This window comes from Rufibacter immobilis, assembly GCF_003721565.1.
Lineage (GTDB): Bacteria > Bacteroidota > Bacteroidia > Cytophagales > Hymenobacteraceae > Nibribacter > Nibribacter immobilis.
Genome location: NZ_RJJE01000009.1, coordinates 1,161,508 through 1,184,769 on the forward strand (window position 1 = coordinate 1,161,508; position 23,262 = coordinate 1,184,769).

A 23,262-nucleotide genomic window follows, 5' to 3' on the forward strand; every position below is an offset into this window, starting at 1 on the left:
TTTTCTAAAAACAGCCCCTAAACGCGAAACGGTTATTCAGATTTCTCTGAGATGATTTCTTTGATGTCTCCGATGATCTTGTTGGCCAAATGGTCAGCGGTGGAAAGGCTGTCTGACTCGGCGTAGATCCGGATGATAGGCTCGGTGTTGGACTTGCGCAGGTGCACCCACTCTTTGTCAAACTCAATCTTGACACCGTCAATGGTATTGATAGGCTGCTTGGCGTAGCGCTTCTGTACTTTGGCCAGCACCGCGTCTACATCAATGTCTTTGGTGAGTTCAATCTTGTTTTTGGAGATGTAATAGCTTGGGTACTTGGCGCGCAACCGTGACATTCTTAAGCCAGATTTGGCTAAATGAGTCAAGAACAATGCAATTCCCACTAAAGCGTCGCGGCCGTAGTGCAGTTCTGGATAGATGATGCCGCCGTTCCCTTCGCCGCCAATAATGGCGTTCTGGGCTTTCATCATGTTCACCACGTTTACCTCGCCTACGGCGGCGGCAAAATACTGCCCACCGGCTTTCTCGGTCACATCGCGCAGGGCACGGGTAGAAGACAGATTAGATACAGTGTTGCCCACCTGGTTCTGCAGCACGTAGTCAGAAACAGCTACCAGCGTATATTCTTCGCCAAACATGCTGCCGTCTTCGTTGATGAGGGCCAAACGGTCTACGTCTGGATCTACCACAATGCCTAAGTCAAAATTCCCTTTCTCCAACATTCTGGAGATTTCGCCCAGGTTCTCTGGGAGCGGCTCTGGGTTATGGGCAAAGTGCCCGGTGGGGTCACAGTTCAGCTTCTCTACCTGCGCCACGCCCAGGGCCTCCAGCAGCAAAGGCACCGCAAATCCTCCGCTGGAGTTCACGGCGTCTACCACTATTTTGAAGTTCTTGGCCCTAATGGCCTCCACGTCTACCAACGGCAGGTCCAGGATGGCTTTGATATGCTTTTTCAGGAACTTGTCGCTCTGGGTGTATTTGCCCAGTTTGGTCACCTCTGCGAATTTGAACGACTCCTGTTCGGCCAGGTCCAGCACCAGTTTGCCTTCGGCATCATTGATGAACTCGCCGTGCTGGTTCAAAAGTTTAAGGGCGTTCCATTGCTTGGGGTTATGGCTGGCGGTGAGAATAATGCCTCCTCCGGCTTTTTTGGCGGGAACGGCCATCTCTACGGTAGGCGTAGTGGAAAGCCCCAGGTCTATCACATTAATGCCTAGTCCCTGCAGGGTAGCGACTACCAGTTTACTTACCATCTCGCCAGAAAGACGGGCGTCACGGCCTATGACAATGGTGTCGTTCTGAGTAGTCTGGAGTACCCAAGTACCAAAGGCAGCCGCAAACTTTACTACATCTACTGGTGTAAGGCCTTCGCCAACCGCTCCTCCAATTGTACCTCTTATTCCTGAAATTGATTTTATAAGTGCCACTGATTCCTAGTATTTGAATAGACAAAAGTAGTAAAATAGAACCGATTCAGCACAACCGCTGCTAATAAGCCCGTTACATCCCCTAGCATAAGCCGGATCACCCGTGGCAAACACTTGGGCAAACGGTTTCTTGCAAAAGAAACACGTTTTGGGCAAAGCACGGCGTTTAGGGGCTACTTTTAGAAAAAAGGCCCCTAAACGCCGCTTTAGCATTCTCCAGAAAAAAAGACAAAAAAATTTTGTTCCCCTTTATGGAATCCTGCTCCCGCCGGCATCTTAGAAGAAAAAGACGTTCATTGTTGGGGCAAGGCCCTGGCAAGAACGCAACCCGTTTAGCGGCTCTTTTTCCGAAATTAGCCCCAAAACAGGTTCGCTGACACTACCGTTGCTGGTAAAATTTATGGTTTACTGTGTTACTAAATCATGAAGATTAGAAGGTGCACCCTCTAACTTTTTAACATTCCGTTTATCTTTGCTTAATGGAGAACCCTGCAGCCCCCGCTTACACCCGCCAAGCCCAGCTAGATGCCTTCAACCGCCTGCTGGATATTCTGGACGATTTGCGTGAGAAATGTCCCTGGGACCGGAAACAGACCATGGAAAGCCTGCGCCACCTCACTATTGAGGAGACGTACGAACTTTCTGAGGCTATTCTCACCCAGGACATGCCTGAAATCAAGAAAGAATTAGGCGATGTGCTGCTGCATCTGGTCTTCTACGCCAAGATAGCCGCAGAGAAAGGAGACTTTGACATTGCGGAAGTCCTGAACAGCCAATGCGATAAGCTGGTTTTCCGGCACCCGCACATTTACGGAGACACCAAGGCAGAAACAGAAGAAGAGGTGAAACAGAACTGGGAAAGCCTGAAACTGAAAGAAGGCAATAAGTCTGTACTGTCCGGCGTTCCTTCTTCACTCCCATCCATGGTGAAAGCCATGCGTATACAAGAGAAGGCCCGCGGCGTTGGTTTTGACTGGGACGAACCGTCAAAAGTATGGGAGAAAGTGGAAGAGGAGTTGGCAGAGTTCAAAACAGAGTTTGACAAACCCAACCTTACAGACGCAGATAGAGTAAAAGCGACAGATGAACTGGGCGATGTCTTCTTTTCCTTGATCAACTTTGCCCGTTTCCTAGACCTTAACCCTGAAGAAGCCTTGGCTAAAACCAATTTAAAGTTCATTCAACGCTTTCAGTACCTGGAGCAGGCGGCAAACGCCCAGGGGAAGAAGCTAAGTGAAATGACATTGGCCGAAATGGATGTTTACTGGAATGAAGCCAAAACTAAAACCACCCCTCTGGATCAATAGTAAGATTCCTGCAAATACTGGGCTAACAGTTGCACTTTTGCAATAAATTTCTTAGTATTAGTTGATATTTTGCATTTAAATCCCTAGGCTTGTATTTAGGTTGCTTCAAAACTTTTTTAACTCTCTTGCTAAACAACGGTTGAGGGGAATTATAAGAGTCAAAAGAGCATTACTTTTTAACAACCAATTTAATTTTTAACAACTCACACAGTAACACAAACAACTAAACCTAAATTTTTAGAAAAAATGGAAAAAAAGAGTGCACCTGCAGCTGCGAAACCAGTTCAAAAAAGTGAAGGCAAAACAGGCTCAATGTTTGCCAGCATCGTAATTCCAATTGCAATTATCGCTGCTGTATGTATTTATTTATTCATCCTTGGTAACCCTGCCAACTTTGAAGGTGGCGACAATGCAAACCACCCACTTCCAGGTAACTATCTTGGTCAGGTTTACAAAGGAGGATTCATTGTACCAATCCTGATCGCGATCAACATTCTGGTAATAACTTTCTCTATTGAGCGCTTCCTGACTATCAGCAAAGCAAAAGGCGGAAAAGGCCTTGAGTCTTTCGTTCGTAGCGTACGTCAGAAAATGAACGTAGGTGATGTGAACGGCGCTATTGCTATCTGCGACCAGCAGAAAGGTTCTATCGGAAACGTGGTGAAAGCCGGTCTGTTGAAATACCAAGAAATGCACAACGAGCATGGCATGACCAAAGATCAGCGCATCCTGGCTATCCAGAAAGAGATTGAAGAAGCTACTGCTCTTGAGTTGCCAATCCTGGAGAAAAACCTGGTAATCATCTCTACAATTGCCTCTACTTCTACTCTGGTAGGTCTGATTGGAACAGTATTGGGTATGATTAAAGCGTTCGCGGCCCTTGCAACTGCAAGTGGTGCTCCAGATGCTACTCAGCTGGCAAATGGTATCTCTGAGGCCTTGATCAACACAGCCCTTGGTATCACTGGTTCTGCTATCGCTATCGTGGCATACAACTTCTTTACCAGCAAAATTGATGAGTTAACATACAGCATTGATGAGGCTTCTTACAGCATCATCCAGACGTATGCCGCTCAGCACACTGAAAACAACAGAACTATCTAATTTGAACTTCTTACTTAGAAGGAAAACAAAATGCCAAAAGTAAAACCACATAGAAGCTCTCCATCCCTGGACATGACGCCCATGGTGGACTTGGCATTCCTTCTGGTAACGTTCTTCATGCTTATCTCGAAGTTCGCGCCAGAAGAAGTGCTGGTGGTGGATACGCCGTCTGCAACAACAGAAATCAAAGCCCCGGATGCCAACATTATCACCATTAGTATTGGTAACGATGAGCGGGTTTTCTTTGGAGTGGATGACAAAAACACTAAACTAAGATTGATTGATAAGATCAGCGAGAAATACGGAGTAGCCTTTACAGACGCTGAAAAGCAGACGTTCTCTACGCTAGGCTCCTTTGGAGTTCCTATTGCTCAGCTAAAGTCTTATCTGTCAATGGCCCCTGATCAAATGAAGCAGGTAAATCAGCCGGGTATTCCTATAGATTCTACCAGCAATGAGTTAGGTGACTGGGTACAATTAGCCCGTTACTCAAACCCACAGTCTGTTGTAGCCATCAAAGGAGACCAAACGGCAGGTTACCCGGTAGCTGGTCGTGTGATTGAGATCTTACAGGATAAAAACATCAACCGTTTCAATCTTGTAACTGACATGGAAGCGAAACCTCGTAACTTATAACGAAAGGGAAAAGAAATGGCAGAAATACAACAGCAAGGCGGCGACGAAGGCGGTAAAAAACGGGCCAAAAAAGCCTCTACCAAGGTGGACATGACCCCCATGGTAGACTTAGGCTTCCTGTTGCTTACTTTCTTCGTAATGACCACCACCTTGGCCAAGCCGCAGATCATGGAGATCAACATGCCGGTGAAGCCTAAAAATGAGCAGGAGCAGATGGAACTGAAAGCTTCTAACGCTTTTACCATCTTGTTAGGATCTGATGACCGTATCTTCTTCTACCGTGGCCTTCACCAGCCAAACGTGGGAATTATTCCCACGGTGGAGGAAAGCAACTGGTCTGCAAACGGGATCAGAAAAACGGTTTTGGAAGCAACGCGTGCAAATCCAAATCTAGTAGTTCTGGTTAAGGCAGATGAAACTTCTTCTTATAAGAATCTGGTAGATATCTTAGATGAGATGGCCATCACCTCAACCCAGAAGTATGCGATTGTGCCGTTAGATAACGCAGATGCTACATTACTTAGAAACACAGAGAAAGGAGGGCAATAATGGATAACGAACGTTTAGCAACCGCCACCCTTGATGATATGGTCTTTGAAGGCCGTAACAAAGAGTATGGCGCCTACATGCTCCGTAAGATTTATACGAAGCACGTAAACCGGGCAATCGTTATTGCAATCATTTTATTTGTTCTTTTCCTGAGCATCCCATTGATTCAATCAATGTTTAAGGAAGAAGAAGAAGTAGTGAAAGCTCCGGTTGTCAAAGTAGTGGACTTGGCAGCACCGCCTTCCGTGGAGAAAGTGGTACCACCACCACCACCGCCACCAGACGCACCACCACCACCGCCACCCGTACGTTCCACCGTTAAATTCACGCCTCCGGTTGTGAAGAAAGACGAGGAAGTGGTGAAGGAGGAGATTCCAGACGTGAAGGAACTGCAGAAAACAGATGCAGGTACCGCTACAGTGAAAGGTGACCCAACAGCGCCACCAACCCTTGAGGGCATTGAAAACGGTACAGGCCCTGCGGGTCCGGTTCAGGAGGTCTTTGAAGAGAAGGTATACATTGCGGTAGAGAAAATGCCTGAATTCCCAGGCGGACAAGCCGCAATGTTCAAATACCTCAGTGATAAGTTCCGGATTCCATCTGCCGCTCAGCGTGCCGGTGCCGAAGGAACGGTAGTACTGAGCTTCGTGGTAGGACCTTCTGGAGAGATTTCTAACATTGAAGTAATGAAAGGCCTAGGTTATGGTCTTGATGAAGAGGCTGTGAGAGTGATCAAGGGTATGCCTAAATGGAGCCCAGGAGAACAAAACGGTCGTAAAGTATCTGTGAAATACACTGTACCTTACCGTATCGTAATCAAGTAACCTAACTTACTATGGTTCTTTGAGTAAGAACTCCGAAGACAGACATTCAACTAAGAATGGGTTGTCTTCGGAGTTCTTTTTTACTGCCTTGCGTCGTTTTGCGTATATCCTTTGGCGCTTTACCTACCATCTATCAACCTATGAATTACTCCAGAAGACCACCTCGCCGGAGCCAACAGAATACTTATGGAAACATCATGAAATATATGTCAATATTGATGGTGCTGCTATACTTTGGCTTTGGATTATACGTTTTACTATCTAGTCCTAAACAGATACCGTTTCCCAAAGAGTATAAAATAATTTTAGGCGGACTGCTCCTTTTCTATGGTTTTATTAGATTTGTGAGAGCGTATCAGCAATATTTTAAAAAGCCCAGACGAAATGAAGAAGATTAATCTTTTCACTTTTCTTATAACTGCTGGTGTAGCCTTTGCTACCTTCTCCTGCGGTCAGTCTGGAAAAGGCCCCGCAGACACCACCACTACCGGGCATATCAAAATAAGTGCCGATGAATCATTTGCCCCTATTGTAGATGCACAGATACAGACGTTTGAAAGTCTCTACAAATATGCCAACGTTGATGTGGCTTACAAACCAGAAGTACAGGTTGTGAAAGATCTGCTGGAGGACACCATCAGATTTGCAGTGATGGCTCGTCAATTAACGGATCTGGAAAAAGCGGAGTTTGACAAGTTAAAGATTACCCCTAGAGTATATAAAATTGCCATTGATGGAATTGCGCTTATCCTGAACAAGGAAAACACAGATACTACGCTCACCTTACAGCAGGTAAGGGATGTGTTCACTGGCCAAACCACTAACTGGCGCCAATTGGATCCAACTGCTACAGATGGAAAGATTACCATTGTTTTTGACAACAGCAGTTCCAGCACCGCCAGATTTATTCTGGACTCCATCAACCACAAAAAGCCATTGCCCCCAAATACTTTTGCCACTACCTCTAACTCAACACTGGTAGATTACGTAGCACAAAACCGAAATGCAATTGGGGTTATTGGGGTGAACTGGATCAGTGACCGCCGTGACAGCACAGCTATTAGTTTTCTTAAGAAAGTTAATGTAGTTGGCATTAGTGTACAAGACGCCCCTACCTCTGTAGATGATTACATACAACCTTATCAAGGTTATCTGGCACAAGGAACTTATCCGCTACGGAGAGAGGTTTTTATAGTAAGCCGTGAAGCCCGGGCAGGTCTTGGCACAGGTTTTGCATCTTTTATAACAGGAGATAAAGGGCAAAGAATCATATTAAAGTCTGGCTTAGTGCCTGCCTCAATGCCTGTACGCATTGTAGGGTTTTCACAACAAGAGTAACAAGAGTTTCACTAACACTAACAACTTGACCCATGATTAAAAACTGGAAGACGTATGGAGCTTTAGCGGCCGCTTTCTTTACTGCCGCAGGAGCCTCAGCACATAACAATGCGCTGCGTTCTGGTAAGATTGAGCAAACACAATTGGTTATACAATCAAACCAGGGGCAGGCCACCCTTGCTTTTGTTGCAGTACAAGATAACTCGGCCGCTGGTTTAGTACAGCAGGGGAAAACCCTCCTGTCTCAGAACAAAGTAGCAGAAGCCCAACAGCTTTTTGATAAAGCGTTGTCCATGACTAAAAACAAGGACAATAATATCAAGATCATGATTGGCGAGGCTTATGTGACTTCTGGCGTGAAAGACTTGTCACCGGCAATTAAGGTTTTGGAAGAAGCAACAAGCAAAGACACCAAAAACGCTAATGCCTTTGTGTTACTGGGAGATGCTTACCTGCACAATAAAACAGTAGACGGTGGTAAGGCATTGGCCAATTATGACAAAGCAATTGCCGCCGATAACAAGTTTGCAAAAGCCCATCTGCGTAAAGGTCAGTTGTATGTACAGTCACGCAATTTTACTCAGGCGAAAGAAGCTTTAGATGCGGCGCTGGCAGCAGACCCTAACTATGCCCCTACTTACCTTGAGTTAGCAGAGCTGTATTACCGTGCTGAACAATATCCTAAGAGCTCTGAGTACATCAAAAAGTATGTGTCTATGGCAGAGAACACACCAGAGACCCGTGCTAAATATGCTTCAATTCTCTACTTGACTAAGGATTATACCAATGCCATGACAGAGATACAGTCGGTACTGAAGAGTGATCCTAATAACATTGCCATGAACCGTTTGGTGGCTTATAGTTATTATGACACCAAACAGTATGACAAAGCTCTGGAAGCCATGACCGCTTACTTTAACAAGTATGATGAGTCGCAGCGTATTCCTTCAGACTATGAGTACTATGCCAACATTTTGGTAGAGAATAAAAAGCCGCAGGAAGCTGTAGCCATCATTGAGAAGGCAAAACAGTTAGATCCAAAGAACCCTTTGTATAATGATCTGTTGGCGAAACAATATGTTTCCCTCAAGAACTATCCGAAGGCTATTGAGGCATATAAAGCTAAATTTGCCACTACCCCGCCAACTAACACAGACTTGTTCTACTATGGCTACACCCATGAACTGAACGATGACTACAAAACCGCGGACAGTGTCTATACTCTTATTACCACCAATAACCCTACATATGCTTATGGCCATTTGTGGAGAGCGCGTGTCAACTCTCACCTAGACCCTGAGACAAAAGAAGGTTTGGCAAAACCACATTATGAAGAGTTTATCAAACTCACTTCAGGTGATAAAGAGAAGTATAAGAAAGACCTTATCACTGCGAATAACTACCTAGGTTATTACTACTACCTGAAGAAAGATAAAGCGAATGCTACCAAGCACTGGCAAGAAGTAAAAACCTTAGATCCAACCAATACGGATGCATCTAATGGTTTGAATGGTCTGAAAGCGATGAAATAACATTGCTTATCTTGAGCCTACAAAAAAAGCGCCTCTGTGAAAGAGGCGCTTTTTTTGTAGGTAATTCCCTATTTCAGCCAGTTGATTTCAAACAATCGCAAATGGCAATGTGTGCGGTTACTCTATCGGATATAGTAATATTAAGCAGAAGATTTTCCCTCAAGACACATTCTATACAACAAGTCCGTTTAGGGGCTGTTTTTGAAAAAGCAGCCCCTAAACGGACTTGTTGTATAGTGATAATAAGTACTGCTGCGACTGGTTCTTGATACTAAAGTCCTTGGGATCTAGACTGGAGTACTTGCCCATATTGTCTCCATTTCTCCAGAGCAGCTACAAAATCAGCAGGTAAATCAGATTCAAATTGAATGAACTGCTGCGTAGTAGGATGAATAAATCCAAGTGATTTAGCATGCAGGGCTTGCCGGGGCAACAATGCAAAAGTATTCTGAACAAATGCTTTGTATGGGCCAGTCTGTTGGCCTTTCAGGATCTTATCACCACCGTAGGTAGCATCATTGAATAGCGGGTGCCCCAGGTACTTCATATGCGCCCTAATTTGGTGCGTACGTCCGGTCTCAAGATTGCATTTAATCAAACTACAATAACTGAAAGACTCCAGCACCTCATAATGCGTGACTGCATGTTTCCCAAAATCTCCCTCGGGGTAGACAGCCATCACTTTACGGTCTTTAAGGCTGCGGCCAATATTGCCCACTATAGTACCTTTAGGCTGGGCAGGCACCCCCCAAACCAATGCATAATAGGTACGCTCAATGGAGTGATCAAAGAATTGCCTAGCTAAATGGGCCATGGCTATCTCAGTCTTCGCGATCACCAGTAACCCAGAAGTATCTTTGTCAATTCTATGCACTAAACCTGGCCTAATCTCTCCATTCCGATGCGTAGGCAAGTTCTGCAAGTAATACACCAAACCATTCACCAAAGTACCAGACCAGTTGTTATAAGCCGGATGCACTACCATGCCGGCAGGCTTGTTAATCATCAACAAGTCCTCGTCTTCATAAACAATATTGAGCGGAATATCCTCAGGAACAACATCTGTGTCTCTAGGCGGAGTAGCCAACGTCACCGTAATGATGTCTAACGGTTTTACTTTGTAGCTTGCCTTGGTCACGTTTCCGTTAATGCGTACAGACTCCGCTTTGATGGCATCCTGTAGCTTATTTCTGGTCACATTAGGCAGACGGTCCATCAAGAACTTATCCAATCGCAGTAAGGCCTGTCCCTTGTCTACCTGTATTCTATGGTGCTCATATAATTCATCAGAATCTAGGCTGCCTATTTCCTCAAAATCTTCTTCTTTGGCGTCTGTGAATGGCATGGCGTTTAGGAGGCTTTTTTCCAAAATAAGCACAAAAATAAAGAGCCGGTGAAGATATTCCTCACCGGCTCTTTATGAATAAGATAACTTAAACCTTATTTTTTCTTTTTAACAGCAGAAGGAGCAGTAACGGCTGGCTTAGGAGCTGTAGCTGCTGGCGAAGCAGCAGAAGCAGCTGGAGAGCCTTTAGGAGCCGGGGTTACCCCAAGGTCCTTCAACACCAGGTCAGTGAAAGCGTTTCCGTCTTCAGGACCATACAGCAGCGCCTCGGCAGTGAAAATGTGGGTATAACCGTTCTCTTTGGCTACTTTGTCAATAGCTTTCTGGATCTTCTCCATTACTGGCTGAAGCTTCTCCTGCTCTTTTTTCTGCAAAGAAGCATCGGCGTTGCGCTGAAACTCTTCAATAGAAGCTTGCAGAGTAGTCAATTCTTTCTCTCTATCAGCACGAACTACATCCGTCATCTGGCCAGCTCCTTTTTTGTAAGCTTCCACTTTCTCCTGATAAGACTTATATTTATTCTGAAGCTCTTTTTCCAGTTGGCTGCTGTGTGCTTTAAGATCAGACTCAATCTGGCGGCTTTCAGGCAGTTGACTGATAATGTAGTTGGCATTTGTATAGCCAACCTTTACTGTTCCTGTCTGTGCAAAAGAAGCCACACTTACAAGTAAGAAAGCGGCTACCAACAGAGATTTCAATTTGTTCATTGTAGGTTACTTAGTTTGTTTTAATTGTTTTTCTTTTTCACTGGGACCTTTTGCCCACTTGGTTTTGCTTTGGCCGGCGTTATGGCAGGAGCAGCAGTTTCTGGTAAAGGCGGCACATCTGCCGGATCATCCACTAAAGCATTTGCGGGTCGTGCCCCTGCAGTGTTCTGTTCTTTAGAAGCCAAACCTAGTTCCTCTAACACAAATTCTGTATAATCATGACGGGGATCTGTATACAGCATGACCACATCGCCAGATTTATCAAACATAAAGTTTAAGCCCCGTTGCCGAACTATTTTCTCTACTGCTTCAAACAGTTGATCTTGGGCAGGTCTTATAAGTTCTTGGCGCCTTTTGAAGAGAGCTCCCTCAAACCCGAACATCTTCCGCTGGAACTCCCGTATTTCAGTGTCTTTGCGGTTTATCTGTTCCTGCCGCTTGGTCTTCATGTCTGGAGTTAGTAGAATCTCCTCAGCCTGATAACTCTTTTGAAGCTTTTCAAGTTCCGCCCGCATATTCTCTATTTCCTTCTGCCAAGACTGGGAGAGCTTTTCAACTTCTGTCTGGGCATTGGTATAGGCCGGCATTTTCTGCAAGATAAAGCCTGAATCAATATAGCCAAAGCGCTGGGCGTTTACATTCTTCCCGAAGAGGATGAACAAACATAGTAATAAAAAGCACCCTAACTTCTTCATCATATTCTAATCTTGCAAATTCTGTTCCAACTTATCTGATTTGCTGGCCAATGATAAAGTGGAACTGACCGCCATTAGCACCTGGTAAACCAGGTACTGTGTCTAATCCCCAACCATAATCAAAGCCCAACAGACCAAAGGCGGCCATGAACACTCTTGCTCCTACCCCTACTGAACGATAAAGCTTGAATGGATCGTATTGACGGTAGTTGCCGAAGTTATTACCTGCCTCTGCAAATCCTAGAACAAAGACAGTTGCAGCTGGGTTCAATGAAATAGGATAACGTAGTTCCGCTACATATTTATTGAAGGCAACCCCACCAGCTGAGTTTGGAGAGATACTTTCATCTTCATAGCCTCTCAAGCCAATATAGTCTGTAGCTACAATAAAAGAACCACCGCCTAAACCAGAACCTCCTAGCTTGAATCTTTCAAATGGCCCAATGGTCTTGCCAGATCCATAAGTACCAATAAATCCGAAGTGCGCTCTTGTGTTCAAAACCAGTTTCCCGTTTCCACTCAAAGAATGGAACCATGAAGCATCAAACATCCACTTATGGAATTCTATCCACTGGAATGGATTAGACTTGCTGTTGAGCAGAGAGTAAGGCGGTGTAAATGTTACATTCAAGCCAATAGAAGAACCCGAACGGGTATAAGTTGGGTTATCTATACTTGACCGGGCAAAAGATGTAATAAACGAAATGTTATTAGCATCTCTAATCTTATCTGCCTCTGCATAATTACCGAAGATAGCAGACCCGTTACTCATATTATATCTAAAGTAGGAGATAGAGTTACTCAACGTAAAGTAATCATCTGGCCAACGTAAACGCCTACCTAAGTTAACGCTTGCCCCTGTAATGTCTATGTGAGCGTCTGTTAACTGACCAAAATTATCATTATCCTGCTGCGTAAACCGCTGAATAGATTTACTTAAGCTAACGGTTAATGAATTAGGTCTACGCCCACCTAACCAAGGTTCAGTGAAGGACAAAGAGTAGGATTGGTATCTCTTACCATTGGCCTGAATGTTCAAAGCCAGACGCTGCCCATCGCCAGACGGTACTGGTCTCCATTCTTTCCAGTTACCTGCTTTCCGGAGGGAGAAGTTGTTCAACACTAAACCAACGGTACCCACTGCCCCAAGGCCACCGCCCCAACCACCGGATAAAGTGATTTGGTCATTTGGTCTTTCCTCAACAGTGTATTGAATGTCTACTGTACCATTCTCTGGGTTAGGAATAGGCTGCATGCCAATCTTCTCTGGGTCAAAGTACCCTAGGTTAGATAATTCACGCTGAGAACGGATTAACGCAGATCTGCTGAAGTTCTGCCCCGGCAAAGTACGTAGCTCCCGCAGGATCACGTGGTCACTGGTTTTGGTGTTACCAGACACCGTGATTGAATTGATAGTTGCCTGAGAGCCTTCGCTCAAACGCATTTCAATATCAATGGAGTCTCCTTCAACGGCTACTTCTACCGGTTCAATCTGGAAAAACAGATAACCATCATCCATGTAGAGGGAGGTGATGTCGTTCCCATTAGGATTATAGTTGAGGCGTTTATCCAGTTCTTCTCTGTTATACACGTCTCCTCTTTCTAATCCAAGAACTCTTGCCAGGAAGGCAGCATCATAAAGGTAATTTCCGCTCCAGCTAATATTACGGTAGTAATATCTTCTTCCTTCATCTACCACTAATTTGATGCCTATCCGGTCATCACTAAGGGTATATATAGAATCTGAGACAATGGCGGCATCCCGATAACCTTCTTTGTTATAGAAGTCGATCAGAAGCTTTTTGTCTTCTTCATATTCTGATTTATTGAATTTGGCACCCGTAAAAATCTTGTAAAACTTCTTTTCCTTCGTCTTCTTCAGCTGACGCTTCAGCTTTGACTCACTAAAGGTGCGGTCATCATTGCTCCACAAACCAGAAATTTTCTCTGCCAGACTACGGTTTTCCAACTTATCCGTAGCTGCATGGATTCTCTCTATTTCCAGTTCGCCAATACGCACCTTCTCGCCTTTATCTACTCGTATCTCAAGAGAAACACTGTTGGCAATGACAGAATCAGGAATTTGTCTGATTACTACCTGCGTATTGAGGAAGCCTTTCTCCTGGAAGAAACTCTGTACCGTAGTACGGGTTGAATTCAAAAGAGCATCTGTTACTACCCTTCCTTTGTTAAGAGATATTTTTTTCTCCAGATCTTCCGCTTGAGACTTGGATGTTCCAGAAAAATCAAATCTAGACAAGCGCGGACGCTCCGTCAGTAAGAAATCAAGATAGATCTTATCGCCTTCAATCTTAGTGGCGCGTACATCTACGCCCCCCAGAATGCCTTGGTCCCAAAGCTTTTGAATAGCCCTACTGATGGCATCACCCGGAACATCAATCTCGTCCCCAACCCTTAACCCGGTAAGGGAGATCAACGTAGAAGGATCTAAGAACTTGGCACCACTTACGGTAATACCGCCAATCTCATATTTACGGGGATTCGCATAATCAATGGACGCTGCTGCATTGCCGCTGCCAACACCTAGTCTGATTTGCGCGGTGGCAGTTACACCAGACGTCACTAAAAGGCATAACAGCCAAAAGTACTTACTCATTAAGAATGTGCTTTTTGTAATTGTTCGCTTGTCTTCCCAAAACGGCGTTCCCGCTGCTGAAAAGAGACTAAAGCTTCATAAAGATGCTCTTTTCTGAAATCAGGCCACAGTAATTCTGTGATATAAAGTTCTGTATAGGCCAATTGCCAGAGTAGAAAATTACTGATCCTTTGCTCTCCGCTGGTTCTGATCAATAGCTCCGGATCTGGCATTTCCGCCGTATTCAAAGCTCCCTGGATTGCAGTTTCATTGATATCTTCAGGCGCTAGCTTTCCGGCTTTCACCTGGTCCGCTAATTTCTGCATTGCGTTTACCAGCTCCCAGCGCCCGCTATAGCTTAATGCCAATACAAGCGTCATGCGGGTATTTTTACTGGTAAGTTCTATGGCTTCCTCTAACTGGGCTCTACATGCCGCCGGTAAAGCAGCTTTATCACCGATAGATTGCAACCTAATATTATTCTTGCTCAGGGTTTCTGTCTCTTTGCGGATGGTGCTCACCAACAATTGCATCAAGGCATCTACTTCATACTTCGGCCTTGACCAATTCTCTGTAGAGAAAGCATACAGCGTCAGATACTTGATTCCTAGTTCTGCCGCTGCCTCCACAGTTTCACGCACGGCAGTAATAGCATTCTGATGGCCAAAAATCCTAAGATTGCCTTTTTTCTTTGCCCACCTACCGTTTCCGTCCATGATAACGGCAACATGCTGTGGCAAATTGTCTATGTCTATCTTTTCCCTAAGGCTCATTAAAAAGAAATTTCAATGCAATTTAGGAAAAGCTTAGCACATTTTACTTATCCTTGGTTTGTCTTACTTTTTACCGGAGGGCGTAACGGGGCAGTTTATTTTGTAGAAGGTATATGAAAGCGTAACCCCATTGAAAAAGTACAGGTCTCTGCTGTTTTTGTTCATCACCTGCTCATTCTGTGATGATAGATTGTCAAAGTCATCTGTAAAGAGCACACGCACCCCTGCTTCGGCCCCTATGTTCCAATGCTCTGAGAGAGCATATTTAACACCGGCGCCAATGGGTACGGCAAACGCAAACCCTGTTCTATAGGATTCATCCTTGCCACTATTAGCCGGATAGATAATTTCAGGGTCCTCTGCGGTAGTTCTGTTATTATAAACGACGGCCGCTACACTAAGCGTAAAATAAGGGGTCCACCGGGTGTTGCGCCTAAAGTCATAGTAGTCAAGGAACTTATAATCAATGCCCCCACTTAGCTCCAAAAGGCTTGTGGTAACTTTGGCTTTTCTATAGATTTCCAACGGGAGATCTTTGGCTAAAGATGAGTTTTTCTCCGTGTCGTCTTCTGCTTGAGTACGGCCAATTAATAAGCTTCCTCTCCAAGCCACAGCACTGGAAACATCCTTCTTATAGAAGAGCATAAGGGCTGGCCTGTTATTCTGGAGTTGATAACGAGGGGCCACTTCCCCTTTGTATGCTACCCCTCCCACACCTATTCCTACTTCACTGGTTGTTCTGGGTTGTCCCGTCTGCATCTGCGCTTTAGCAGAGAGCCCAAAAAAAACACTCCCTATTTGTACAGAAGTGCAAATAAGGAGTGTGCGAATTATCTTTAAACTCATGTACTCAAAATCAAAGGGTGCTTCCGTATTAACGGAATTTCGGGCCTCTTCGTGTAGGAGCCAATATATAATTTAGTGAAAACCCAGTGGTAATGTACCAGTCATCATCAGAAGTGTCTCCTCTCTGGTCACCGGCTCTACCATAGCCTTGCAATCTACTGAAGGTTCCGTTGGGCGTATTATCATTGATAATAGGATATGAAGTTCCCGCTCTTGGGTTCTCGGCAGATCTATCAGAAAGAATAGCTGCGGTTTCAGACAAATCGGCTTTGTTAGCATATACTGTGCTCACGTCATCCAGGTAATCTGTGAAGGTTTTGCGCCAGGTAATTTCAAAGCCAAGATCCCAGCTTCTAGCCAGTTTATATTTCACGCCCAATCCAAAAGGAATGGCGAACTGTACTTTCTTGTATGGTTCTGGATAACCTTGGTTATTAGAGGCATATTGGCCTTCTGTACCTAGAGGCTGCAATTCATACCAACCGGCAGGCAGTCTATTATCCCTGCCATCATAATAGGCTTTAGGATTATGGTGGAAAACAGCAACACCAGCAAAGGCATAAGGAGTAAAGTCAGGGCGGCGCAGGTAAGATCTGCGGTTTTCAAACAGGTCAATGATACCAACCAGATTCAGCTCCTTGATATCATTCCTGAAGCTCAGATTTCGCTTGTATCTTCCTTCGTTCTCTGGCTCGGAGAAATCTGCGCTTTTGCTGTCATCCCCCGTGATTCTTCCCCAGGAGAAAGCGGCTCTACCATAAATTCTGGGAGTGAACTTGCGGGTAAAGTGCACAGAGACGCTAGGCCGGGTAGAATTCAAACGTAAGCTGGTAAAATCAGCTTCGGGAGTAACGTCACCAAAATAATTCATGGCGTTTAGGCTAATCCCTACACTATTGTAAAGATTTCTCCTACTAAACCGCTGTGCCTCTGCCTCTGGCAGAGCAGCTGTGAAGAGAACAAACAAAATTAAAGAAGTAGAGAAAATTTTTTTCATGCCATCAACTGTTACTAATTTACTGTTACTCATAAAGACGCACTTGCCCTGCTACGGACAAAATTATACCTTTTTTTATTATTACAAACAGATATATAGGACTTTATTATATTTAATTTTCATCCTAACCATTTCTTTGATCAAGTCCCCAATGCATTTTGGTTCTAAGGGTTGTTAAAAAATTAACTTGGTTCAATTTAACCAGCCTTGCATTGAAATCTTCCCGCCTAACCGCCAGTTGAATGGAAGCATCAACTGGTTTAGACCTGGAATCAAGTGAGACTAGATATCTTGTACTTCTTCCCTCAATCTCAAAAGAGATCACACTCTTATCAGAGACCACCAAAGGCCGCACATTCAAGTTATGTGGGCATACGGGAGAGATTACAAAATTGTTTGTCTGCGGCATCATTACCGGACCTCCGCAGGAAAGCGAATAACCGGTAGACCCGGTTGGGGTTGCCACTATCAGGCCGTCTGCCCAATAGGAGTTGAGATACTCGCCGTCTATGTACGTATGTACGGCAATCATGGAGGAAGTATCTCGCTTTAAAATGGTAAATTCATTTAATCCAAAGTTCTTTCCATCAAAAACCTCCTGATCGCTATCTAAATGGATAAGTGATCTGTCTTCCAGCGTAAAGTGTCCTCTCAGCAAGGAATCAATGGCTAGATCTAATTGCTCATAGGGCAATGAGGCCAAAAAGCCTAGCCTCCCCATATTTATACCCAAAATAGGAATCTGCAATGCCCCCACATAAGTAACCGTGTCTAAAAGAGTACCATCTCCCCCTAAACTCAGTACATAATTTACGTCAAAGAGATTAGTCTCACGGGTAAAGGTATCTATCTGGGCCGGCAGCGGGGTAAATGGAACCAAAGATTCTGCAAAATGGTCTGCCACTAGTACCGTTATACCTTGACTGAGCAAAAGATCAAACAACCGACGCACAAAAGGAACAACCTCCTCTTTGACGGGTTTGCCCACTATTGCTATTTTCATGGTCTGTTCTGCTCAAAGGTAAACCAAAGTCTTCTATATCAAAGCAAAGAAGGCAAATGGCTTAATGGTTAATTAAATATTGAGATACCGCATAAGCAGATCCAATCTATCCTGATCTTCTGGGGCACTGGCGGTGTCCTGGAACTGTGCCGTGATTTTATACCCGAAGCGCTCCAAGGTAGCCACTATTCTGCCTAGTTCAACGGTGTTGATTTTCAAGGTGAGTTTTATCTTGAAAATATCCGTCTCATCTGGCGAAACGTAGGCACTTAGAATCTTCGCGTTATTAGATTCCACTAACCGGCTGATCTCACTCAGGGAATAATCTCGTTCGGCCATGCAGAGTACTAAAATACCACCTTGCCCCTGCAACGCAGACATTTGCCCGAAGGCAGAAATGGTGTCGTTCACGGTGATCACTCCCAGATACTCCTGCAGCTCATCCAGCACGGGTACCACCTGCACTTTATTTTTGATTGCCAGCTCCATCACGTTGTAGAAGTGCTGGTTCTGCTGCACATGCACGTGCTCAAAGTCAAAGGGGATATTCTCCAGTACCTGCTCTGGGTCTTTCGCCTCCAGCACGTTCTCCTCCGTTACCAGCCCCAGATATTTCCGGTTTTTTACAACGGGCAGCTGGTTCAGCCTGAATTCATCCATCCAACGCACGGCTTTCTCGCCGGTGTCAGAGAGTTTGAGGGGCGGAACCATCTGGTTTATCAGTTCTTCAGCTATCATAGGCAGCAGTCTTTATCAGGAATCTCTCTAAGATACTGTTAAAGGCGTCCGGATGTTCCATCATGGGCGCATGGCAGCAGTGGTCTATGAAATGCAATTCAGAATTCTGGATGAGCCTGTTGAACTCATGGGCTACCATAGGCGGCGTAATGGTGTCATTCAGGCCCCAGATAAGCAGGGTAGGCGCCTGTATTTTGCCTAGGTCTTTCCCTAGGTTATTACGTTGCGCAGACTTGGCAATGGAAATGATGCGCAGTACTTTCTGGTTGCTGTTAGTGATGTCAAACACCTCATCTACCAGCTCTTTGGTGGCCACGGCGGGGTCATAGAATGTGTAGGCCACCCGCTCTTTCACAAACTCGTAGTTGCCGCGCTTAGGGAAAGAACCGCCCATGGAGTCTTCGAACAGACCGGAGGAACCGGTTAACACCAGCCGCTGCACCAATTCGGGATTTTTCAGGGTGTACTCTAAGGCTACGTGCCCGCCCAGGGAATTGCCTAACAAGGTCAAGTCCGTCAGGTTCTTGTGCGTCACAAACTCTTCCACAAACTCCACCAGGCCCGGCACACTGGCTTGCGGCAACGACATCTCGTATAAGGGCATGAGCGGAATGACCACGCGGTAATTTTTCTGAAAATAGGAGACTACCCCCTGCCAGTTACTCAGCGCCCCAAACAGACCGTGCAAAAGCAAAAGCACTTCGCCTTCGCCTTCATCTATATACTCAAACCCGCTTTCCTTCTTGATTTCCAAGTCCATGTGAGAAAATCGCTTGTAATGATAGTAAGTAGAAACAATTATAGGGATGTAATATTAGTAATATTCAACCAATTTCTGAGCATCTCCAGCCCATGTTGGGTAAGTGCTGCTTCTGGATGGAACTGCAGCGCGTACAACGGCAGGTGTGCGTGCCGGAACGCCATCAATTCACCCTCAACGGTTTGCGCCAGCGGAACCAGATCTTCTGGGGCCTCCTGCACCACCAGGGAATGATAGCGCACCACCGGTATAGTAGACGGAAGCCCGGCGAAAATGGGGTCCTCGGCGCACAGAATCTGCGAGACTTTCCCGTGCATAGGCATTCGTCCTTTCACCACCTTAGCCCCGAAGAACTGGCCCAGGGCCTGGTGCCCCAGACAAATCCCTAGCATGGGCAGCCGGTCATGGTAATGAGAAATCACCGCTGGCATCACACCCGCCAGTTCCGGTGTGCCCGGCCCCGGCGACAGCACAATGCCTTTGAGTGGCAAGGCCTGCAATTCCGCTAAGGGCACATCATTGCGGCGCACCTCCACCTCCACCCCCAACTGCCTGAAATAATCATAGAGGTTATAGGTAAAGGAATCAAAATTATCTAGAAGCAACAGCACAGAGAAAAAACGCAGAGGAGAGAAAAAAGATATTCGGGTTTAGCGGCCGTTTTTCCAGAATAAGGCCTAAACCAGAGAGAACCGCTTATGATGAACTCCGGCGAAACAGAAAATAAAGTGTGCGTTTAGGGGCCGTTTTCAGAAAAACGGCCCCTAAACGCACATAATTTTTAAGCGAAGGAATCCAGGGCCTGCCGGCCGAAGGGAATCACCCATTGCACAAAAGACCAGGCACCGGGCGCGGCATCCAGGTAATACGGGTACACTTCAGATTCCCGCACGGTCTGCAGGGCTTTATCTAAGCCCGTGGCATTGGCGAAGTACACCAGGAGGCAGATGGCGAAACCCCACTTGGCAGCCCCAATACCGGCACCAATCACGTTGTCCAGGAGGCCCAGCGGCGTAAGATGTACTCCTTTCTTGATAACCTTGCCAATGGCCCGCACCGCAAACCCAATCCCAATGAACACCAGCAAAAACGGGAGAAACGGCAGAAAGCCGGCGCTGTCGCCCAGCCATTCATGAATGGGCGGCGTCACCAGCCCCACCAGCTTCATCCCGAACACGGTGATGATCACCAACGAAGCCAGAGAGGCAATCTCCAGCACCAGCCCTTTAAAGAAACCTTTAAAAGCACCGTAGGCCACAGGCAATAGCAGAAAGAGGTCAAAGGTGCTCACGCAACAGAGGGCTTAGGCGTTAGGGTTGTTCAGGAGCGCGTTCACGGCGTTGGAAATGGCTTTGCCATCGGCTTGGCCGGCCAGTTCACGGGAAGCAACGCCCATCACCTTGCCCATGTCTGAAGGTCCCAACGCGCCCACGCGTTGAATGATCTCCAGAAGGCGCTCACGCAGATCTCCTTCGTCTAGCTGCTGGGGCAGGAATTCCTCAATCACGGCCAGTTCGGCCAGTTCCACTTCCTCCAGATCTGTGCGGGACTGGGCACGGTACACCTCGGCAGACTCACGGCGCTGTTTGGCGGCTTTGGTTAACAGCTTCAGCTCCGTATCTGGGGTAAGTGCCTGCACGCCGCCTTTCTCGGTTTCGGCCAGCAAAATCTGCGACTTAATAGCGCGCAGGGCTTGCAGGCGGGTCTTATCTTTCGCCAGCATGGCTTGTTTTATGCCGGCTTCTACTTTTTCTTTCAGGCTCATAGTTTATGTAGGTAAAGGCGCCGCAGCACCCGGTAAGAAATCATTAGCCAAGTGACGCCAAGTTTCTTTTATCTTTGTCCATCTTAATGCATGAACGCCAACGTAAGAGCAACATGACGAAACTGAGCGTAAATATAAATAAAATAGCCACGTTACGGAACGCCCGCGGCGGCAACCGGCCAAATGTGGTGCAATCTGCCCTGGACTGCGAGCGCTTTGGGGCGCAGGGCATTACAGTGCACCCCAGACCAGATGAGCGGCACATCCGTTTTCAGGACGTGTATGACCTGAAGGAAGTAGTCACCACCGAGTTCAACATTGAGGGCAATCCCACCCCAGATTTCATCAAACTGGTGCTGGCCGTAAAGCCTGAGCAGGTTACCCTGGTGCCCGATGCCCCCGAGGCCATCACCTCCAACGCCGGCTGGGACACGCTCAAGCACAAAGATTTTCTGGTGGATGTAATTGCCCAGTTCAAAGCCGAAGGAATCCGGACCTCCATCTTCGTGGACCCTATCAACGCCCAGGTGGAAGGCGCGGCCCTCACCGGCACCGACCGCATAGAACTCTACACCGAAGCCTACGCCCACCAGTACCTCACCAACCGGGAGGCCGCCGTAAAACCGTACGCCCAGGCTGCCCGGGTAGCCCAGCAGTGCAACTTGGGCCTGAACGCCGGGCATGACCTGGACCTGGACAACCTCCGTTACCTCAAGGAGCAGCTGCCCAACCTGGCGGAAGTTTCTATTGGCCACGCCCTCATCTGTGACGCGCTCTACTACGGTCTGGAGAACACCATTCAGCTGTACCTGCGCCAATTGAACTTCTAATGCGGCACTTCCCGTTTTCGGCCTTTTTTCAGAAAAACAGCCCCGAAACGCACCGTAACCGGTACTTGGTATGCTAGGCGTTTTGCTCAAGATAACGGCGTTGGTTATTGCGGCGCAGTACGGGGTGCGGTTCCTGTCCTGGCTGCTGAGGCGGCAACAGCGGGTATATTACCTGTCGTCTATGCGCCAGTTCAAGATAGTGTTCTGGTCGCTGCTGAGTTTCTGGCTGGGCGGCTCCATGCTGAGTCTGCTCATCCGGGACCAAACTGACACTCCGCTGGAGAAAGGCATCGCCATCGGCTTGGGCTCGGTGCTGTTTCTGTTCTCCTTGCCTACCCTCCTGGTGCACCTGCAGTACTGGCGCTATGAACGGGAAAATGCGTTGGAGCTGGAGAAGGAAACCAACACTGCCTTGCTGCTGCAACCCGGCGGCAAATATCTGCTGCAACCAAGGAATATACGGGAAATTACCCTAACCCAGAGCCCCTCAAAGCGCTTTTTCTGGAGTTCTTACCAATACCTCACGCTTTCCCTCACCGATGGCCGACAGGTTAAAATCACCTCGCTCCTGATAGAGCTACCGCAGCTGCTGGCCCTCTGGCCCCAAGTACCCCTTAAAACCAGAACGAAATGGGCTTGTTTTCTGTAAAACAGGCCAAGTAACCTCTGCACTTAACCATCTCTAGACACCCATGGAATTAAACTATAAACAACAAGGACAGGGACAGCCCCTGCTCATCTTACACGGCCTCTTCGGGACATTAGACAATTGGCAGACGCTGGGCCGCCAGTTCGCGGAGACCTTTAATGTGTACCTACTGGATCTGCGCAACCACGGCCGCTCCCCGCACAGCCAGGAATTCAGCTACCAACTCATGACCGATGACCTGCTGGAGTTCATTGAGCAGCACCAGTTACAGGACGCCATGATTATAGGGCACTCCATGGGGGGCAAAGTGGCCATGAACTTCGCGCTGCAGCACCCAGACAAATTGGCCAAACTTCTGGTGGCCGACATTGCGCCCAAAGCCTACCCGCCCCACCACGATGAAATCATTGCCGGTTTCCGGTCTATTGATCTGAACTCCCTCCAAAGTCGGCAGGAAGCCGATGCCCAATTAGCCCAAAAAGTAGACGACGTGGGCACCCGCCTTTTCCTGCTCAAGAACCTGTACCGCACCGATGACAACAGCTTTGCCTGGCGTCTGAATCTGGATGCCATTGAGCAGAACCTGGACAAAATCCTGGGCAATATTGAGTCTGATACTCCTTTCACCAAACCTACCTTGTTCCTGCGCGGCGGCAACTCCAGGTACATTAAACCAGAGCAGGACATGGCGCAGATTCAGGCCCTGTTCCCCGGCGCTGCCATAGAAACCATAGAGAACGCCGGTCACTGGCTCCACGCCGAACAGCCCCAGGAGTTTTACCAGCGCACCATGGCGTTCCTGCAGGCCTAAAAATCCGGCTCCAATTTTCTTAAACTTGAT

General features: G+C 46.8%; 24 protein-coding genes. 10 read left to right on the plus strand and 14 right to left on the minus strand.

The features are described from left to right. Positions 1-32: 32 nt before the first annotated feature. On the minus strand, positions 33-1,427 hold the full coding sequence (gene glmM / locus EFA69_RS11980) for a phosphoglucosamine mutase (protein ID WP_123133289.1): 1,395 nt from the start codon (positions 1,425-1,427) through the stop codon (positions 33-35). Between the two features lie 479 nt (positions 1,428-1,906). Between glmM and mazG the strand changes: the two genes are divergently transcribed. The 7 genes from mazG to EFA69_RS12020 all read left to right on the plus strand — a co-directional run bounded on the left by mazG (position 1,907) and on the right by EFA69_RS12020 (position 8,717). Then, positions 1,907-2,734: a nucleoside triphosphate pyrophosphohydrolase gene (gene mazG, locus EFA69_RS11985; RefSeq protein WP_123133290.1), complete on the plus strand. Its 828-nt coding sequence runs from the start codon at positions 1,907-1,909 to the stop codon at positions 2,732-2,734. A gap of 246 nt (positions 2,735-2,980) precedes the next feature. Beyond that, positions 2,981-3,838, plus strand: coding sequence for a MotA/TolQ/ExbB proton channel family protein (locus EFA69_RS11990; RefSeq protein ID WP_123133291.1), 858 nt, complete (start codon positions 2,981-2,983; stop codon positions 3,836-3,838). A gap of 30 nt (positions 3,839-3,868) precedes the next feature. After that, positions 3,869-4,474, plus strand: coding sequence for an ExbD/TolR family protein (locus EFA69_RS11995; RefSeq protein ID WP_123133292.1), 606 nt, complete (start codon positions 3,869-3,871; stop codon positions 4,472-4,474). 15 nt (positions 4,475-4,489) lie between these two features. After that, positions 4,490-5,023 (plus strand): ExbD/TolR family protein, encoded by a 534-nt coding sequence (locus EFA69_RS12000; RefSeq protein WP_123133293.1) that lies wholly within the window; start codon positions 4,490-4,492, stop codon positions 5,021-5,023. Then, the gene (locus tag EFA69_RS12005; RefSeq protein WP_123133294.1) at positions 5,023-5,847 is read left to right on the plus strand and encodes an energy transducer TonB; all 825 of its coding nucleotides are present in this window, start codon (positions 5,023-5,025) and stop codon (positions 5,845-5,847) included. The genes EFA69_RS12000 and EFA69_RS12005 overlap by 1 nt, the downstream gene beginning before the upstream one ends. A 384-nt stretch (positions 5,848-6,231) precedes the next feature. Continuing rightward, the gene (locus EFA69_RS12015; RefSeq protein WP_123133296.1) at positions 6,232-7,185 is read left to right on the plus strand and encodes a PstS family phosphate ABC transporter substrate-binding protein; all 954 of its coding nucleotides are present in this window, start codon (positions 6,232-6,234) and stop codon (positions 7,183-7,185) included. A 32-nt stretch (positions 7,186-7,217) separates the two neighbouring features. Next, positions 7,218-8,717, plus strand: coding sequence for a tetratricopeptide repeat protein (locus tag EFA69_RS12020; RefSeq protein ID WP_123133297.1), 1,500 nt, complete (start codon positions 7,218-7,220; stop codon positions 8,715-8,717). Positions 8,718-8,988: 271 nt separating this feature from the next. On the opposite strand, the gene EFA69_RS12025 is transcribed toward EFA69_RS12020, so the two are convergent. The 13 genes from EFA69_RS12025 to EFA69_RS12085 all read right to left on the minus strand — a co-directional run bounded on the left by EFA69_RS12025 (position 8,989) and on the right by EFA69_RS12085 (position 20,942). After that, positions 8,989-10,062 (minus strand): RluA family pseudouridine synthase, encoded by a 1,074-nt coding sequence (locus tag EFA69_RS12025; protein WP_123133298.1) that lies wholly within the window; start codon positions 10,060-10,062, stop codon positions 8,989-8,991. Between the two features lie 95 nt (positions 10,063-10,157). Beyond that, a complete protein-coding gene (locus EFA69_RS12030) occupies positions 10,158-10,769 on the minus strand; it encodes an OmpH family outer membrane protein (protein ID WP_123133299.1) in 612 nt (203 codons plus the stop codon). Positions 10,770-10,789: 20 nt separating this feature from the next. After that, positions 10,790-11,467: an OmpH family outer membrane protein gene (locus tag EFA69_RS12035; RefSeq protein ID WP_245964555.1), complete on the minus strand. Its 678-nt coding sequence runs from the start codon at positions 11,465-11,467 to the stop codon at positions 10,790-10,792. Positions 11,468-11,495: 28 nt separating this feature from the next. After that, the gene (gene bamA / locus EFA69_RS12040) at positions 11,496-14,081 is read right to left on the minus strand and encodes an outer membrane protein assembly factor BamA (protein WP_123133300.1); all 2,586 of its coding nucleotides are present in this window, start codon (positions 14,079-14,081) and stop codon (positions 11,496-11,498) included. Next, entirely contained in the window at positions 14,081-14,833 is a 753-nt protein-coding gene (locus EFA69_RS12045) for an isoprenyl transferase (RefSeq protein WP_123133301.1), read from the minus strand. The genes bamA and EFA69_RS12045 overlap by 1 nt, the downstream gene beginning before the upstream one ends. 63 nt (positions 14,834-14,896) lie before the next feature. Next, on the minus strand, positions 14,897-15,679 hold the full coding sequence (porG, locus tag EFA69_RS12050) for a type IX secretion system protein PorG (RefSeq protein WP_123133302.1): 783 nt from the start codon (positions 15,677-15,679) through the stop codon (positions 14,897-14,899). A gap of 28 nt (positions 15,680-15,707) precedes the next feature. Next, positions 15,708-16,709: a DUF6089 family protein gene (locus tag EFA69_RS12055; protein WP_245964556.1), complete on the minus strand. Its 1,002-nt coding sequence runs from the start codon at positions 16,707-16,709 to the stop codon at positions 15,708-15,710. A 91-nt stretch (positions 16,710-16,800) separates the two neighbouring features. Next, a complete protein-coding gene (locus tag EFA69_RS12060) occupies positions 16,801-17,679 on the minus strand; it encodes an NAD kinase (RefSeq protein WP_123133304.1) in 879 nt (292 codons plus the stop codon). 72 nt (positions 17,680-17,751) lie between these two features. Further along, positions 17,752-18,417: a CBS domain-containing protein gene (locus EFA69_RS12065; protein WP_123133305.1), complete on the minus strand. Its 666-nt coding sequence runs from the start codon at positions 18,415-18,417 to the stop codon at positions 17,752-17,754. Beyond that, positions 18,407-19,177, minus strand: coding sequence for an alpha/beta fold hydrolase (locus EFA69_RS12070; RefSeq protein WP_123133306.1), 771 nt, complete (start codon positions 19,175-19,177; stop codon positions 18,407-18,409). Before EFA69_RS12070 ends, EFA69_RS12065 begins: the two co-directional genes overlap by 11 nt. Positions 19,178-19,215: 38 nt before the next feature. Continuing rightward, complete coding sequence (locus EFA69_RS12075; RefSeq protein WP_123133307.1) at positions 19,216-19,788, minus strand: anthranilate synthase component II; 573 nt, start codon at positions 19,786-19,788, stop codon at positions 19,216-19,218. Between the two features lie 170 nt (positions 19,789-19,958). Further along, the gene (locus tag EFA69_RS12080) at positions 19,959-20,468 is read right to left on the minus strand and encodes a CvpA family protein (RefSeq protein WP_123133308.1); all 510 of its coding nucleotides are present in this window, start codon (positions 20,466-20,468) and stop codon (positions 19,959-19,961) included. A 12-nt stretch (positions 20,469-20,480) separates the two neighbouring features. Further along, the gene (locus tag EFA69_RS12085; protein ID WP_123133309.1) at positions 20,481-20,942 is read right to left on the minus strand and encodes a GatB/YqeY domain-containing protein; all 462 of its coding nucleotides are present in this window, start codon (positions 20,940-20,942) and stop codon (positions 20,481-20,483) included. A 113-nt stretch (positions 20,943-21,055) separates the two neighbouring features. Between EFA69_RS12085 and EFA69_RS12090 the strand changes: the two genes are divergently transcribed. The 3 genes from EFA69_RS12090 (at position 21,056) to EFA69_RS12100 (ending at position 23,232) form a co-directional block, all read left to right on the plus strand. Beyond that, positions 21,056-21,772, plus strand: a complete 717-nt coding sequence (locus tag EFA69_RS12090; RefSeq protein ID WP_123133310.1) for a pyridoxine 5'-phosphate synthase — start codon at positions 21,056-21,058, stop codon at positions 21,770-21,772. A 70-nt stretch (positions 21,773-21,842) separates the two neighbouring features. Next, positions 21,843-22,421, plus strand: a complete 579-nt coding sequence (locus EFA69_RS12095) for a hypothetical protein (protein ID WP_123133311.1) — start codon at positions 21,843-21,845, stop codon at positions 22,419-22,421. Between the two features lie 43 nt (positions 22,422-22,464). After that, positions 22,465-23,232, plus strand: coding sequence for an alpha/beta fold hydrolase (locus EFA69_RS12100; protein WP_123133312.1), 768 nt, complete (start codon positions 22,465-22,467; stop codon positions 23,230-23,232). The last annotated feature ends 30 nt before the right edge of the window (positions 23,233-23,262 follow it).

Coding starts and splice junctions, on each gene's coding strand:
- EFA69_RS12000 (WP_123133293.1), top strand. CDS start 4,490: ATGGCAGAAATACAACAGCAAGGCGGCGACGAAGGCGGTAAAAAACGG.
- EFA69_RS12085 (WP_123133309.1), bottom strand. CDS start 20,942: ATGAGCCTGAAAGAAAAAGTAGAAGCCGGCATAAAACAAGCCATGCTG.
- EFA69_RS12005 (WP_123133294.1), top strand. CDS start 5,023: ATGGATAACGAACGTTTAGCAACCGCCACCCTTGATGATATGGTCTTT.
- bamA (WP_123133300.1), bottom strand. CDS start 14,081: ATGAGTAAGTACTTTTGGCTGTTATGCCTTTTAGTGACGTCTGGTGTA.
- mazG (WP_123133290.1), top strand. CDS start 1,907: ATGGAGAACCCTGCAGCCCCCGCTTACACCCGCCAAGCCCAGCTAGAT.
- EFA69_RS11990 (WP_123133291.1), top strand. CDS start 2,981: ATGGAAAAAAAGAGTGCACCTGCAGCTGCGAAACCAGTTCAAAAAAGT.
- porG (WP_123133302.1), bottom strand. CDS start 15,679: ATGAGTTTAAAGATAATTCGCACACTCCTTATTTGCACTTCTGTACAA.
- EFA69_RS12065 (WP_123133305.1), bottom strand. CDS start 18,417: ATGATAGCTGAAGAACTGATAAACCAGATGGTTCCGCCCCTCAAACTC.
- EFA69_RS12070 (WP_123133306.1), bottom strand. CDS start 19,177: ATGGACTTGGAAATCAAGAAGGAAAGCGGGTTTGAGTATATAGATGAA.
- EFA69_RS12020 (WP_123133297.1), top strand. CDS start 7,218: ATGATTAAAAACTGGAAGACGTATGGAGCTTTAGCGGCCGCTTTCTTT.
- EFA69_RS12015 (WP_123133296.1), top strand. CDS start 6,232: ATGAAGAAGATTAATCTTTTCACTTTTCTTATAACTGCTGGTGTAGCC.
- EFA69_RS12095 (WP_123133311.1), top strand. CDS start 21,843: ATGCTAGGCGTTTTGCTCAAGATAACGGCGTTGGTTATTGCGGCGCAG.
- EFA69_RS12055 (WP_245964556.1), bottom strand. CDS start 16,709: ATGAGTAACAGTAAATTAGTAACAGTTGATGGCATGAAAAAAATTTTC.
- EFA69_RS12060 (WP_123133304.1), bottom strand. CDS start 17,679: ATGAAAATAGCAATAGTGGGCAAACCCGTCAAAGAGGAGGTTGTTCCT.
- EFA69_RS12035 (WP_245964555.1), bottom strand. CDS start 11,467: ATGATGAAGAAGTTAGGGTGCTTTTTATTACTATGTTTGTTCATCCTC.
- EFA69_RS11995 (WP_123133292.1), top strand. CDS start 3,869: ATGCCAAAAGTAAAACCACATAGAAGCTCTCCATCCCTGGACATGACG.
- EFA69_RS12100 (WP_123133312.1), top strand. CDS start 22,465: ATGGAATTAAACTATAAACAACAAGGACAGGGACAGCCCCTGCTCATC.
- EFA69_RS12090 (WP_123133310.1), top strand. CDS start 21,056: ATGACGAAACTGAGCGTAAATATAAATAAAATAGCCACGTTACGGAAC.
- EFA69_RS12030 (WP_123133299.1), bottom strand. CDS start 10,769: ATGAACAAATTGAAATCTCTGTTGGTAGCCGCTTTCTTACTTGTAAGT.
- EFA69_RS12045 (WP_123133301.1), bottom strand. CDS start 14,833: ATGAGCCTTAGGGAAAAGATAGACATAGACAATTTGCCACAGCATGTT.
- EFA69_RS12025 (WP_123133298.1), bottom strand. CDS start 10,062: ATGCCATTCACAGACGCCAAAGAAGAAGATTTTGAGGAAATAGGCAGC.